This is a genomic window from Paenibacillus sp. FSL F4-0097 (assembly GCF_038593125.1).
In the GTDB taxonomy this organism is placed as follows: domain Bacteria; phylum Bacillota; class Bacilli; order Paenibacillales; family Paenibacillaceae; genus Paenibacillus_AQ; species Paenibacillus_AQ odorifer.
The window spans coordinates 6,858,695-6,872,891 of sequence record NZ_CP151965.1 but is presented as its reverse complement, the minus strand read 5'-3'; the positions used below and the strand labels follow the sequence as shown (position 1 = coordinate 6,872,891).

Annotated in this window: 10 protein-coding genes; 4 read left to right on the top strand and 6 right to left on the bottom strand. The window is 41.6% G+C overall.

Features of this window, described 5'->3' with window-relative positions; all coding sequences use genetic code 11:
• Nucleotides 1-91: 91 nt before the first annotated feature.
• From MHH86_RS30820 to MHH86_RS30800, 5 genes are read right to left on the bottom strand one after another with little or no spacing between them, the layout of a single operon-like run.
• Nucleotides 92-2,647, bottom strand: coding sequence for an FtsX-like permease family protein (locus MHH86_RS30820; RefSeq protein WP_051491238.1), 2,556 nt, complete (start codon nucleotides 2,645-2,647; stop codon nucleotides 92-94).
• Nucleotides 2,648-2,654: 7 nt separating this feature from the next.
• Nucleotides 2,655-3,368: an ABC transporter ATP-binding protein gene (locus MHH86_RS30815; RefSeq protein WP_036682398.1), complete on the bottom strand. Its 714-nt coding sequence runs from the start codon at nucleotides 3,366-3,368 to the stop codon at nucleotides 2,655-2,657.
• A complete protein-coding gene (locus MHH86_RS30810) occupies nucleotides 3,328-4,560 on the bottom strand; it encodes a hypothetical protein (RefSeq protein WP_052097394.1) in 1,233 nt (410 codons plus the stop codon). The genes MHH86_RS30815 and MHH86_RS30810 overlap by 41 nt, the downstream gene beginning before the upstream one ends.
• A gap of 18 nt (nucleotides 4,561-4,578) precedes the next feature.
• Complete coding sequence (locus MHH86_RS30805; protein ID WP_036682397.1) at nucleotides 4,579-6,039, bottom strand: radical SAM protein; 1,461 nt, start codon at nucleotides 6,037-6,039, stop codon at nucleotides 4,579-4,581.
• The gene (locus MHH86_RS30800) at nucleotides 6,036-7,433 is read right to left on the bottom strand and encodes a radical SAM protein (protein WP_036682396.1); all 1,398 of its coding nucleotides are present in this window, start codon (nucleotides 7,431-7,433) and stop codon (nucleotides 6,036-6,038) included. The genes MHH86_RS30805 and MHH86_RS30800 overlap by 4 nt, the downstream gene beginning before the upstream one ends.
• Before the next feature lie 673 nt (nucleotides 7,434-8,106).
• Here MHH86_RS30800 and MHH86_RS30795 point away from each other — a divergent pair.
• The 4 genes from MHH86_RS30795 (at nucleotide 8,107) to MHH86_RS30780 (ending at nucleotide 11,282) form a co-directional block, all read left to right on the top strand.
• Nucleotides 8,107-9,042, top strand: coding sequence for a LytTR family transcriptional regulator DNA-binding domain-containing protein (locus MHH86_RS30795; protein ID WP_076316121.1), 936 nt, complete (start codon nucleotides 8,107-8,109; stop codon nucleotides 9,040-9,042).
• Nucleotides 9,043-9,146: 104 nt separating this feature from the next.
• A complete protein-coding gene (locus MHH86_RS30790; RefSeq protein ID WP_038573911.1) occupies nucleotides 9,147-9,992 on the top strand; it encodes an ABC transporter ATP-binding protein in 846 nt (281 codons plus the stop codon).
• Nucleotides 9,989-10,699 (top strand): ABC transporter permease, encoded by a 711-nt coding sequence (locus tag MHH86_RS30785; protein WP_038573909.1) that lies wholly within the window; start codon nucleotides 9,989-9,991, stop codon nucleotides 10,697-10,699. Before MHH86_RS30790 ends, MHH86_RS30785 begins: the two co-directional genes overlap by 4 nt.
• Before the next feature lie 202 nt (nucleotides 10,700-10,901).
• Nucleotides 10,902-11,282, top strand: coding sequence for a FlxA-like family protein (locus tag MHH86_RS30780; RefSeq protein ID WP_038573907.1), 381 nt, complete (start codon nucleotides 10,902-10,904; stop codon nucleotides 11,280-11,282).
• Nucleotides 11,283-11,469: 187 nt separating this feature from the next.
• Here the strand turns inward: MHH86_RS30780 and MHH86_RS30775 are convergent, their stop codons facing one another.
• Nucleotides 11,470-14,091, bottom strand: a complete 2,622-nt coding sequence (locus tag MHH86_RS30775; protein ID WP_076099765.1) for a family 16 glycosylhydrolase — start codon at nucleotides 14,089-14,091, stop codon at nucleotides 11,470-11,472.
• Between the last annotated feature and the right edge of the window lie 106 nt (nucleotides 14,092-14,197).

The window sequence follows — 14,197 nt, the reverse complement described above, 5'->3', positions numbered from 1 at the left end:
GTAGTTATGACAAGGTATAAAAAAATCCCTCTCTGCGTAATAGAGAGGGACAGTAACTATTTAAGTACCAATTCATTAGAGCCTTATTAGATCATAACTGGTTGGTCTGTAAGAGCTGCGTAGGTTTAGTAAGCAGAGCAGGCCTCGCCGCTATCCAAGCCACTGAGAGTGTGGTTATAACACATAGGCCAATCCCATAAATCACCCATTTAACATCAACCAGGACAGGTAACTTGAACATAAGTTTTAGAGCTACAGTCGTTAACAACAAAGCTATCCCTGTACCAGCAGTTCCTGAGACTAAAGATAAAACAAAGTTCTCTAACAAGATTGACCGTAATGTCTTACCATTGGATACTCCCACTGCTTTGATGATTGCAATTTCTCTGCGTTTTCTTAAAAGGCTTATCACAATTTGATTCCCGATGGTAAGTATCGCTGTAATGAAGGCAAATAAAGTCACTATAGAGAAGAATACACTTATCATACGTATCATTGAATTTAAGCTTTCGGAGGCTGTACTTGATACTGAATACGCCATAGCGGATGCTGGAAGTACACCGTTTAATTCAGAGAGTAAACCCGTAGTCAGGGTCCCTCCGTCAATAGAAAACATTACCCGGTTAGGCGCCCCATATTTAGACAATATATCTTTAGTTGTTCTCATACCTACTGTTTTTACGAACCCTGATTCAAAAAAGCCAACAATTTTGAAAGGAATCTTCTTTTCTCCCATTGTAACTTCAACTGTATCGCCTGTCTTAATTCCCAACTGTTGATAATCTTCCAATAATAATGCGGTCTTGTGCGATGAATCATCTTCTATAAGGTCACGTCCACCAATAATGGAATAGGACCTTGATGCAAGTGAAGGGTCAACACCTTCAATGCTCAATTTATTGGAAGCGAAGAACTTATTCCCGTCTGACTTTTGCTGAAAAAGAGAAGTTGCTTCACTTCCGTTAATTGAACTTAAAAGACCGTTCATCTGGACACCCTCTGTCCACTTTTTAATATCGAGAGATTGAAAAGCTTCCTTGACTGCTTCAGACTCTACTAAGGAGCTTGTGATGAGTAGATTTCCTTTGGCCTCGGTCTCTAACTGTTGACTGACAGACTGAGTTAAGTTATCAGCGAAAAGTTCGCTTGATACTGCTGATGCAACACCAACACTCAAGATAAGAGCCAATAGTCCGTATCGTTTTCTTCCAGATGATAAATTATGAAAAGGGATAAACCAACGAGGAGAGATGAGTTTCCTCATGCTTCCAACCACTCTGAAAATGAAAGAGAAAGCAGAAGAACATACCTTCACAAATATACTTACCAATATAATAATCAGTAGAATCCCTAAAAAAGATAGAACGACTCTAGAACTAATGGATTCGGTTGAACCCAGAAAAAGTGTTTTTTGTAAGTAGAATGCTACAACTAGCGAAATCAGTAATAATAAGAGTCCTCTTTTCCAAAAGCGTACCCGATAAGAAGGGATCTGATGGTTTCCTTCAAGCAATAGCTGCATAGGAGAGACGATGAGCATTCCTTTTAGAGGAATCCATGTTGATATCAGTGCCATTAGCATTCCTACTGCGAAGGTAACAATTGTGACTTTCCATGAAAACTCCCAAGACAACGGTATAGCTAACATTTTGCCTACGTAAGAAGTTAACCAAGTACTCACTAGAAGACCTGTTACTATTCCAGTAATAGTTCCTATCGTCCCGATAAGAATACCTTCTGTTAAAAAGGTACCGGCAACTGAGCGAGAGCGTACACCTATTGCCTTCATAACTGCAATATCGCGCATTCTAGTGCTCATTGCCTGCTTCATTGTATTTGAAACTGTCAAAGCGCTGATTCCCAGTGCAAGCAGACTGAACAATTGTAAAAGTAAAAGAAGGGTCTTGGCTTGAGCCAAGCTTTCGTCTGTCCGCTCTTTCGTGTCCGTTAGTGTAGCACTTGGCAGATGCTTCTCAAGTTCTGCTTGCCAAGAAGTCTTTGGTGTGCCCGCTTTCCAATGGATAAGAATTTCATTTGTGCTTCCGGCTGGAGCGTTTAGCAGATTAGCTGCTTCATTCAACGGAAGATAAGCAGCTCCAAAAATATCCGCATCTCCGTAAGACTCTTGAACATTAAGTACTAATCCTTTTACCTTGTACTCATGCAGACTTCCATCAGACGCGCTCGGCAACCAAATTTTTTCTCCAACCTTTACCTGTAGGCGATCTGCTGCATTATCAGCAAGAAGGACCTCATTTGCTTGAAGTGAACGGATGCCAGGATATTGATTTTCCCCATAATAAGGGTAAGTCTTCGTATCAATTCCCTTCAAGATCACGCTTGTTGTTTTATTTTTGGATTGCACCATGCTCTGTCCGACATATGAAGATGAATGGCTGTCGATTTCTCCCATGTCTTGGAATATATCATTCACTATATTGCTCTGTAGTGGCTTAAGGTAGGACTGGACTAATACATCCCCACCTAATAGCAGTTTGGCAGAATTCTCAATAGAACGTGGCGCCAATTCAGATAATAGGAACATACTAAAGAAACTTGCACTTCCAATAATGAGAGACAATATAGTGAAAATTGTTCTTAATTTGTTACGTAATAAACTTCTCCCGGCAGAGCTCAGCCATATCATCAGATATTCACCTTCCTTTACTCAGACAAGGATCCTCAGTTTCAACCCTTCCATCTCTAATGTAAATCACTCGGTCGGATTTTGAAGCAACCTCTGGATCATGGGTAGCAATAATGAAGGTCATTCTCATTTGCTGTTTTAAGCGGAAGATAAGGTCAAGAACTTTCTGTCCGGAATCACGATCTAAATTGCCGGTTGGCTCGTCAGCAATGACTAGAGAGGGCTTATTAATCAGAGCTCTTGCAATAGCGACACGTTGCTGTTGTCCGCCGGATAGTTGATTAGGCAGGTGCTTCATCCGATCGCCCATCCCCACAAGCTTCAACATTTCTTCTGCTTTTTTACGTATTTCACTATGTCGGGTGCCTTTGATGCAGAACATGGGAAGCATTACATTTTCAAGAGCGGTCATTGTAGAGATTAGATTGAAGGATTGAAAAACAAACCCAATTTTTTGTGCGCGATAATCAGAAAGTTTTTCTTCAGATAAAGATTCGATTGACTTACCCTCAAGTGCGATTTTCCCTGTACTAGGCTTATCTAGGGATCCCATAATCCCAAGCAGGGTTGATTTTCCGCTGCCGCTGGGTCCCATAATGCTTACAATCTCACTTTTGTAAAACTTCAGATTTATTCCCTTAAGAACAGATATTATGCCGGCTTCGGATTCGTACTCTTTGTTAAGATTTTGGATGGCCAGAATCGGTTGTTCTACAATCAACTGAATTTTCCTTCTTTCTGTTAATTTTTTTAATAAGTAATATGGTGAAATGAAGAATTAATATCACAATCACTATCAAAAGGCCTTTGAAGTTTGTCCAGTTCCAAGAATGAAAGAGGGAAGTAAATGAAAAAATAAAACGTAACATATACATTAAAGCAATGCTGAAAACAATTAAGTATAAAGAGGAATACGCTAAAAACACTTTCTTGTAAGTACTGCTCATATTGATAATATTTAATCTAAATTTCTCGCGGAAAAGTCGTTTCCTACATACATATCCCAATAATCCTTGTTTTACCAATGTAAAAGTTCTAGTATGCAGGTTGGGAATTCCGAGGATATCTGTAAGTACCCAGAAACCATCAAGACGTAATAATGGATTTAGATTGCTAATAATGGAAAGCAAAATAAAATGGTTGGCAGTAAATAGTATATTGCTCCCTGTTATTATAGATGATAATTCATATATAATAAATATCCATAATTGAAAATATATACCTCCAAGGTCGATCACTACTCGCTCTTTTCTACTTGCTTTCCAAGCATCACTCAAATCCACGAAAAGAACAGGGGCTAAAAAAAACAATCCGATCCCCATATCTCTTGGTTTAACATTATATTTAAAAGCCGCCACTGTATGCCCAAATTCATGGAATATAGCCGAAAACAAAATCATGAAAAAAGTAATAATCCAAAAAAGATAAGAACCTAAATCTGCTTTATTTGCAGAAAGACTTAAATTTATTATGTAGTTGTAGAGGGCAATACTCATAAGAACTCCAAAAATACAAATACCTTTTAAAGAAAAAAGATGCTGAAAGGGTTGGGAACAGCCTTCCAGTCGGCTTGCATTTAATAGTGGAGTACGAAAACGGATGGCCGAGGAATGTTCTGCTATTTTTTCGCTCCCTACAACGATACCCTTCTCAGTTAGAAGATGTTCTAATAAATATTGTAGCTCTTCTAAGCGTGGGGCAACTTCATATTTCTCTAATAATTGCTCAGAAATCTCTAAAAGCGACTTTTTTCCGTCCATACAGTTAAAAATGGTTAAAATCTTTTCTGTTACTTTCATTTGTAGACCATTGTCAAAGTGAACTAAATAGCGAGCCCCCTCTTCCCAAACATCCATTTCATGGATAATATAGGGTATCAATTGGGGATATTTTGTTGCTGCTATCGCATTCATAATTATCCCCCTCTTTCTTTAGACGGTACCCAATTCTTCGAAAAGGTGTTTATTATGTTTGATATAAACATCTATTGTTTCATTGGCATAATTACAATAGGGCTTTGTAATATCTCCATTCCTCATTAAATTGGCATAAGCACAACCACCACCACAAAAGAGAGAGATAGAGCATTCCGTGCATTCCTTGGAATCTGTAATTCCCCGGTCCCATTGCTGATGAGCTTCAGAATTCAGCTCATATTTTGGAAAAAATGATCCAACGGCGGTCTCTGCACGGCCTACAGAGTCGGGACAGGCATAGATAAGTCCTTCTGTCCCAAATGAATAGAAACGTTGTTCGCGCGCGCTGCATTCTTTAAAATGTGGAACACTAGTGACCCCCGAGGAAGTACAAGCATCCATATCGTCCATCCTGCTCCAATCAAAAGATCGGATCGTGTTTCTAATTCGTGAGGTGCGCATGTTTATCACTGATCCCAGTCTTGCGTTGTATTTATCAATAAAAGAATCCAAGTCGCCGAACATTTCATATAGGGCTATCAACAGTTCATGTTCAGGTAAGTGGTCGGGCATTGGTTCACTGAAGTGATTAGTAACAGGCGTGACTTGCCAACCAAAGTGGGGGAACTTATTCCAGCCCTTTTGTTCAATGAAATTAGCCAGTTCGACCAGATGACCCAGATTTTCTTTGTTAACATTTGTCCTAGTAGCAACGGCAAAGCCTCGTTCCAGGGCCATATCAATATTTTGGACTATACGATCAAATGTTCCTTGTCCACCAGCCATGATACGCCGTTTATCGTGAACAGCTTTGGGGCCGTCAAGTGAAATTTGAAAGAAATCCCATTGGTCACGGTAAGGTTGAAAAATATCTAAAAATTGATGCAAGAATGTCCCGTTAGTAATAGCGCACATACGGAAACCATATTCATTAACAGCACGTTCTACCACTTCTTTAACTGTATTTTTAGTCTGCGGAAGAAGTGGTTCTCCTCCATATAAAACCATACGATGTTGTGCTCCTATGAAGCGGCCACGATTTTCTTCCATTTTAATAATTTGAGTAATAGCTTCGAACATTTTGGTTATTTCATCTGAGTCTAATGCATGATTATGGTCATGAATTTGATGGCCTTGATAGCAATAGGGGCACCTTAGATTACAAGCATATGTTGTACAAACATTGAAGGTCATACCCCATTTACTCTTTGCCGTCATTTTTTCCATTGCATCTTTAACTTTAAAAAGTATTTGTTGTTCTTCTGCAAGGCTATGAAAGATATACCCTCTTTTTTTGAAAAAAGTAAGTAGTTCAACCTCATCTTGATTATCTCGTTGCAGATTAGTCTGTTCAATCCGATCTAGCCGTTCCTTTACTAGACCATCCACTACATCTACTGCTCCACTAAGAGAATTAATCAAGATATAATTCCCATTGTTAATAGGATGAATAGAATTATATGTGCTTTTGATCATGATTTAACCTCCTCGTATTGTGCAGCTTCCTCCTGCAATTCGTGTAGATATTGACCAAGCATGTTCTTTGCATCCGGACAACAAGGAAGGTCCAGATCTCCGTATGTTGATAAAGCCTGTGCAGCGCAGCCGCCGCCGCAAATCATTGCTGCAGAGCAGTCTTTGCATTTGGGTATTTGTAGAACATTAAAATTTCTCCATTGGTCAAAAACGGGTTCCTTCGTAAAAACAGGGGAGAACTGGCCGATGCGATATTCTGATTTTCCCACTAAATCCGGACATGCATACATATTATTATCAGGTCCAAAAGCATAGGTTTTTCCTTCAGTAGCCTCACAGTAGACAAGTTGTGGCGAAATAATCCCAACTCTATCTTGTAATTCAGGATCAAGTAACATGCCTGTCCGGAAGAAACGGAACATTTCAGGACTAAGGCCGATCTTCTTTTGTTTTTCAAGTTCTGTAAAGTTAGGGACGTGTCGGATTAAAGACTTTGCAATCTCATAACCTTTCATCAAAGTAGAACTCAGACCTAGACAAGTATGATCTGTTACAGGAGCAAAGGTTATTGAGAAGGAAGGATGCCCGAAGAAGCCGCATTGATGATAGTACTTTATTAACTCAGGTACAGTTTTAATATTAGTTTGATCTATATTAATCCGGATCATAACAGGGATGTTACGGTTTAATAATTCATTAACGCCTTGGTGTATCCGTTGAAATGTACCCTGTCCTCCAGATAAAAAGCGCCGACTATCATGTATTTCCTCAGGGCCATCGACAGAAACCATAACACTTAAACAATCGCGAAAGCGTTCTAAAATGTCGGCGTAAGCTTTCAAGTGATAACCATTTGTATTACAACCGATTATAAAATTTCGTTTTTCCGCTTCTTCGCAGATTTTTTCTACCATGTTCTTGGCGGGAGGTAAGAGGGGCTCACCTCCGAATAGGTTAATTAATCCTTTGTCCATTCCGCTTTCTTTATGCAGAATATCAATTGCGGAAAACGCATGCTCTATTTGTTCTTCGGTAATGAAGCGTGTACTCTCATGAAGCAAATGATCTTCAAAGCAATATGTACAACGAAAATTGCAGGCATAAGTCGGACAAATAATATAATGCATGAATTGATCATAATTCATGATTTGTGATGCTTGGTTTAATCGTCGCTCCTTATCTTCATTATTCTCAAAAATGTAGCCTCTCCTCAATAAGAACTCGATATCGTCTTCTTTAAGCTCAGGCGGGTAATTAGATAGTTCCCAACTCTCTGCTGAATCCAGTAAATCAAGCATTTCTGCAGAGAAAAAATCTACAGCACCTGTCAAAGTATTGATAACAAGGTTTTTTTCATCAAACTCATATCTTAAATGGTATTTATTTACTATCATGATATTTTCACCTCTATACAATTTTGGAATTATTAAAAAATATTGTTTAATTGTATAATTTATTGTGAATCACTTATATTGGGTATTAAAGAATTATTCGTAAAAAAAAGCCGCAGAGAACGGCTTTTTTCATCGACTCAAATTTGGAAACAACAATTCCAGCAACAAAGATTAATGCAGGCCATTTCGTCACGATTTTCCAATGTTTCTACCTGATCAAATAATTCTGTCCATAGATCCTTGTCGTCGTTCACGGAGCGAGTTTTGAATTGATTTTCATTCGACATATGTAAACCTCCTTTATATTATTTTTATCTAGAAGAAAGATGCTTTTAGATAAAATTGTTAACCCAAACCTAATGACATCCATTGATTCTTTAGATACCCTAATAACCCATTTATTTACAATGTTATTCTATAATTTTAAATCTACTTATTATGTGAATTTAGTCACAAAATCAAAACTCTTCCAAAATTTTCGAAATAAATGTATTAAATCTCAGTGAGGAATTTAAGTTGAGGGAATTCCTGCTCACTAGAGATGCGGTAAACTAGATGCCTTGACTACTAATATTTGCATTAAATATTACCTAAATCGTATTTATCGAGGAGGAAATAACAGGAACAAAATTGAAAAAGTATACCCTATAGCAGCACTGACCGGGAGGATGGCATGCAATTTCAACCAATTTATTATAATGGGGAATTATTTCTACCGAAGATCGAATTAAATATGACACCGAACCAATCGGTTGGCATCATAACGGACTTGAAGCGAAAGCAGCTTTTAATGAATCAATTAGGGGATCATTCCCAATATTATTTATTTCGGGCTGGGCAAAACGAGTATATGCGTTTAACGGTGGAGGAACTAATCACTTTTCTAATCAGAGTAACAGAGAGGAATGAGCGTACCGCTTCGTTGATAGATTATTTTGCTTTAAAAGAAGAACGGAAGGTAAAGATCAAGGATCTAAGCTCATCGAAAAGGATGTATGTGACATTGCTGCGTGTCTTTTTTGCGCATCAGCCTACACTTGTACTGGAGGAACCCTATTTTTACTTGGAAGAGCAAGATTGTCGTCAACTCAAACGGATTCTGGATGATCTTTCTCAAGAAAAGCAGATTTTAATTTTAACTTCGAATTTAGAGGATGCCCTTATTTCCTGTGATGCCATTTATCGGTTGAACGAATCGGGATTTCATCCATTGGATATTCGGGACTTCGACGAGGATAAGCAGGAAGTACAGAAACAAGACGAGGCCAATATAACCTTGCAGAAGATCTCTACCAAAAGAAATGATAAAGTGATTTTATTTAATCCGCCTGAAATTGATTTTATAGAAAGTGTAGAGGGGTCAATCCTTGTTCATGTGGGCGGTGAAAATTATGACTGTGCGTTGACGCTGACCGAGCTCGAGCAGCAATTATTAAATTTCGGTTTTTTTAGGTGTCACCGATCTTACATTGTTAATCTGCAAAAAGTAAGAGAGATTATTACATGGACGAAAAATAGCTACAGCTTGCGATTAAATACAGGTCAAGATGCCGTGGTTCCGTTATCCCGTTCAAAATTGCCTGAATTAAAAGCACTTCTTAACATTTAAATGGTACCATTCAGGCGCTTACAGCTACATTTCGGCGCGTTTTGATGGCAGGAAGCATGTAATCTGTATATGTTTAAGCCATCAACACTAAGGATGTGGAGTTAATGAATGTTATCCGGGTAGAACGTATCCATAAGAGATTTGGAGAAAAGGATGCGTTAGCAGATGTTTCTTTTTCAATTCCTAAGGGTGAAATTTTTGGTTTCCTTGGCCCGAGTGGCTCAGGCAAAACAACATTAATTAAGATTCTAACGGCACAGTTAAATCCGACAAGTGGACAGGCAAGTGTATTTGACCAGCCGGCGGAGATGATGCAGCAGTCTGCTCAGAAGATGCGTTTTGGCATTTTGACGGATAACAGTGGTCTATATGAGAGGTTAAGTATTGAGGAAAATCTGGAGCTGTATCGTAAGTTATATGATCTTCCCAAATCTGCGGTCGACAAGGTGCTGCAGTTTGTAAACTTAAGCGGGGAGCGCAAAAAGAAAGCTAACCTCTTATCCAAAGGGATGCGTCAGCGTGTCATGCTGGCATGCGCGATTATCCATGAGCCGGAATTATTATTCCTGGATGAACCAACTTCGGCTCTAGATCCGGTAAACACAGCACATATCTATAAAGGCTTACGCTACTTAAATGAGAAAGGAACTACGATTTTTCTGACTACGCATGATATGTCTGAAGCAGAATTGATATGCAACCGTGTAGCGATTCTGTATCAGGGTCAAATCCAAACCATCGGTTCACCGAAGGAACTTAAACGGCAGCACCGGGAGAACGTAATTAGTGTGGACTTAATCAATGGGGAAACCTACGAGCTCCCGATCGATGAGGGGGCGGCTGACCAAATCGCGGATTGGATGAAGCGGGGGCTAATTGACCGGTTAGAGACGAAAGAGCCAAGTCTTGGTGATATTTTTATTAAAATGACAGGAAGTGAGCTACTATGAGTATCTCATACAAACGTGCCCGGGCGATATTTGTGAAGGATTACAAAGAGTTTTCACGTAACTACGCACTGTCCATTATGCTGATTTTTCCTATTATTATCGCTCTGATTTTCAAGAGGGCAGGTGCGTCTTTACCTGGAGCCAGCGGTTTTCTTTTTAATAGTTCGTTTGTATTGCTAACATGTTTCGCACAAGCCTGCTTGATTGCGGAAGAGAAGGAGCGTAACACTTTACGGTCATTAATGATGACACCGGCTACAACCATGGATGTACTAATCGGTAAAAGCAGTTTGGTCTTTGTCATGTCTGCTGTTGTTCTCGCTATTTCTACATTATTATTTGGCTATGAGCCAGCTAATATATGGGCGTTTGTGGCAGTAATCATTCTTTCGATTATTCTGTACACTGCAGCCGGGACGATCTGCGGTTTATTCTCCAAGACGTTGCTTGAATCCTCATTATCTATACTCCCTGTGGCGTTCATATTTATGGGGGCACCGTGGGGAGAAGTACTAGTGAAGGATTATCCGGTCTTCAAAGTGCTGGATTACATGCCAAGCAGTCAGCTTGTGCATCTGCTGGGTCTAAGCAATACAGGTTATACGACGGGCGATGTAGTGAAACCACTCCTCATTAATTTGGCATGGACGGTTGTGCTAACAGTAGTGTCTGTCATTTTATATCAGCGGCGGTTGAAGGACGAGTAAGGGAGCTCTGAAGGGACTTTAGCCAGCCTTCGGTGGGTCTTTGGTAGGGTTGAAACAAGCGGCCGACTGAGACTATACGACGATTATTTTCCAATTGAGGCTGTGATGTTGTCATGACGGGGCCTGCCGGGTAATAAAGATGATTAGAACTTTCAAATTTGGCTGATTTTGGATTGGGAGCCAAGGAAACGGGGGAAAGATCATGGCGGCACAGACAGTATCAGGCATCAGCTCCGTACAGACCATTGCGGCCTACGGCGGTACACAGAGTGATGTCAGTTCTCTGGAGAAACAGCGAAACCGGCTGATGATGGAACTGGATAAAGTGAATGCGGCACAAGGAAGTGAGATGCAGACTCCTTATCGCAGGGAGCAGCTGCAGCGGCAAATCCGGCTGCTGGAGTCCCAACTGGTACAGAAAAGCGGGAGCAGTACCTCCGTAAATTTTGTGCCTGCTTCTCCGCTTCAAGATCACCTCCCCCTTTGGGGAAATGAAGGAAAGGGAGGCCTCAAGGGCATCGGCCTGACTGATCCCCGGACGGCGACGGTGGACGCGGAGGGTCATTTCGACGCGTTAATTTAGGCAAGCGAGCGAAGGTGCGGAAAGCGTCAGGTGATAAACTGACACTCCATAATCATGAGGCTAGCTAGCCGAGCTTCCCCCGAGAAGACCCGCAGCACGGTAAAAACAACAAAATAGGCGAGAGGGAAGCTTCAACACTTCCTCCTCGCCTATTTGTGTTCATGCAGTTGCTTAGGGTTCAACTATTTTATTCTGGTGTTCCTTGGGTTACCCCATGGATATACGAGAGCGTCGGGGAATCGACGGCCCCTTGTCCCGGATTATAGGTGAAGGAGTACTCGATGGTATCCCCGTGTTGCAGGTGATTTACAGGGTAGGTATAGCTACCGTTCCCTGCCGGGGTCATGGCTACGTTTAGCTGCCCACCGTTATTCAACTTATAGTGTAAGTCGGCAAAGGTTGCGCCGTTCACATAGAACAGCAGGTCGTCACCTATTTTCTTCAGGCCCCGCACCTCATCGCCGACAATGATAACACCGGATGATGCTGCCGGTACAACAGTGATGGTGGAGAGGGCTGTTTTATTACCGTCGGCTGTTGTAGCCGTTACGGTTGTTGTGCCTGGAGTGAGTCCCGTCACGAGACCGTTCGGATTCACGGAAGCGACGTTGGTACCTGATACGGTCCAAGTGACCTGCTTATTGGTTGCATTAGACGGGGCAACATTGGCGTTCAACTGCACAGTCTGTCCGACCTCCACCTGCGCAGTGGTTTGATTCAGAGAAATACCGGTAACCGGCACGTTTACCGGATTCTCGCTGTTGCCTTCTTTATAGACACGAACATAATCCACTTGCATTGTTGCAGGAATATCCGACGGATCTGGGGTATGACCGCTGTCGAAGTGACCGCCGATCGCCAGATTCATAATGATGTAGAAGGGTTGATCGAATGGGGCGTTCGGATTGTTAGGTGCAGCTACGGAATACCATTGATCTCTACTGACTTTAAAGAAGAACTTGCCGTCCACATACCATTTCATATTATCTTCTTCCCAGATCATGGAGTACACATGATAATCATTGGCGAAGGTCTGACCTTCAGGGAAGTGATATTCACCAGCAATATATCTGTTTACAGGCCATTGTCCGCCAAAGTGTATGGCCCCGCTGGTCGTGCCGGGCAAGCGTCCTTTGGCTTCCATAATATCAATTTCCCCGGATGCGGCCCACGCTCCATAAGCGGCATCTTCCGGAAGCATCCAAAGTGCTGGCCAAACGCCGTTACCTGTAGGCAGCTTAGCACGAATATCTACTCTGCCGTACTGGAAGGACAGCTGATCTTTGGTGTTAATCTTGCCGGATGAGTACTGGGCATACCGGCTTGGGTCCTGTGGAAAGGATTTTGAATCGTTCAAAGCTCTGATATTCAGCTTTCCGTCCTGTACAAATACATTTTGTGTACTGTCTGTATAGTGCTGCAGTTCCGCGTTGCCCCAGCCCCAGCTATTCGGATCGTCAGTAATATAATAACCTTGTTCGTAGCTCCATTTGCTCGTATCGAGTGCTGTTCCGTTAAATTCATCCTGCCAAATGAGATTCATGCCCTCTATCGCCGGGTCGTTTGGTGTTCCGATGGCAATGTCATCATGATCGGATACATCCGGACGTGGGGCATCTGGATTACCAATAAAGGTATAGTTGACGTAATTGTTGCCGACACTTCCGCCCGCCTGTCCATTTAATGGATAGCCAATACGGATTTGCACATCCTCTTGGACAGGCTGGAACCAAAGCCCATAGATGTAGTCAGCCCAATATCCCCACTGGTTGGCATCGGACATGTTGTTATAGCCATTGCCGGCGTATACAAATCCGCTCTGGCTGGAATCACTCATAGCAACCCATTGTCCGTTGATGTTAATTTGGTATACGTAATTTCCTAGTTCAGTGCCTATTGGAGCGCCCCCATCAATCTTAGGTAGCGGTACACCTATTACACCTTTTGCATCTGCGGTAAAGGTCGTTCCCTCATAAGGAGTTAAGACATATGAATTTCTTACAGGTTTATTAAAGGTGAGGGTATAAACGACGTTAGCCGTTGAGGTTTTCGATTCTAACTTGACGTTGATAGACTCTGTTACGGTGAACCAGTAGCCACCGCCGCCTTCGGTGAATTGTCCGAAGTTGTTATCATAGATCCAGCCGCTGGCTGCATTATTGTCAATATCAATCCATGTACTGCTGCTTACAGGTTTTACATATACCTTCAGATCTTCAGCTACGGCTTCATAGGTAACGGCCGGATCATTGTTGAAGGTAGGATAAGTAAAGCCTGCACTTCCTGTAAATCCTGCTGAAATCTGCGGCCCTTGTGTAGGGGCCATAGCAGTAATGGTCGTTTTGTTTATGTTTTGAAATACCAGGGTGTAATCAAGTGTAACTCCATTAGCCTTGGAGAACAGCTGAATCTCCGTTGTTGCGGAGAGAGTGAACCAATAGCCATTCAAGCCACCGTCGCTCCAGTGTCCCCAGTTTTGGTTGTAGGTATAGCCGCCTGCATGGTCAATATCCACCCAGTTTCCAGCAACTTTTACTTTTACACCGACGTCATCGGAAACATCATTCCAGGTGGCAGAGCCCCCATTGAATGTGGGCATGACGAAACCATAGCTAGCTTGCCCAACCCCTGATTTTGAGATGACAGGACCGTCTGCCGCTGAAAAGTAAGACATAGAGGTAACTGTGGTTCCTGCTGCCTGCACCTTAGAAGTCGGCAATAGACCAACCCCAGCCAACAGTACTACTGCTAAGAACAAACTAAATACCTTCTGCTTAAAACCACTTTCCGTATTGTAAAGTCGTTTCATACTTGCCCTCCTTTAATAAAATAATGAAGAAACGAAACCGCTTACATTTAGGGTCATCTCTATTCTATCGAATATAATAATCAGCTAAAAGGTACAATTATTTTTG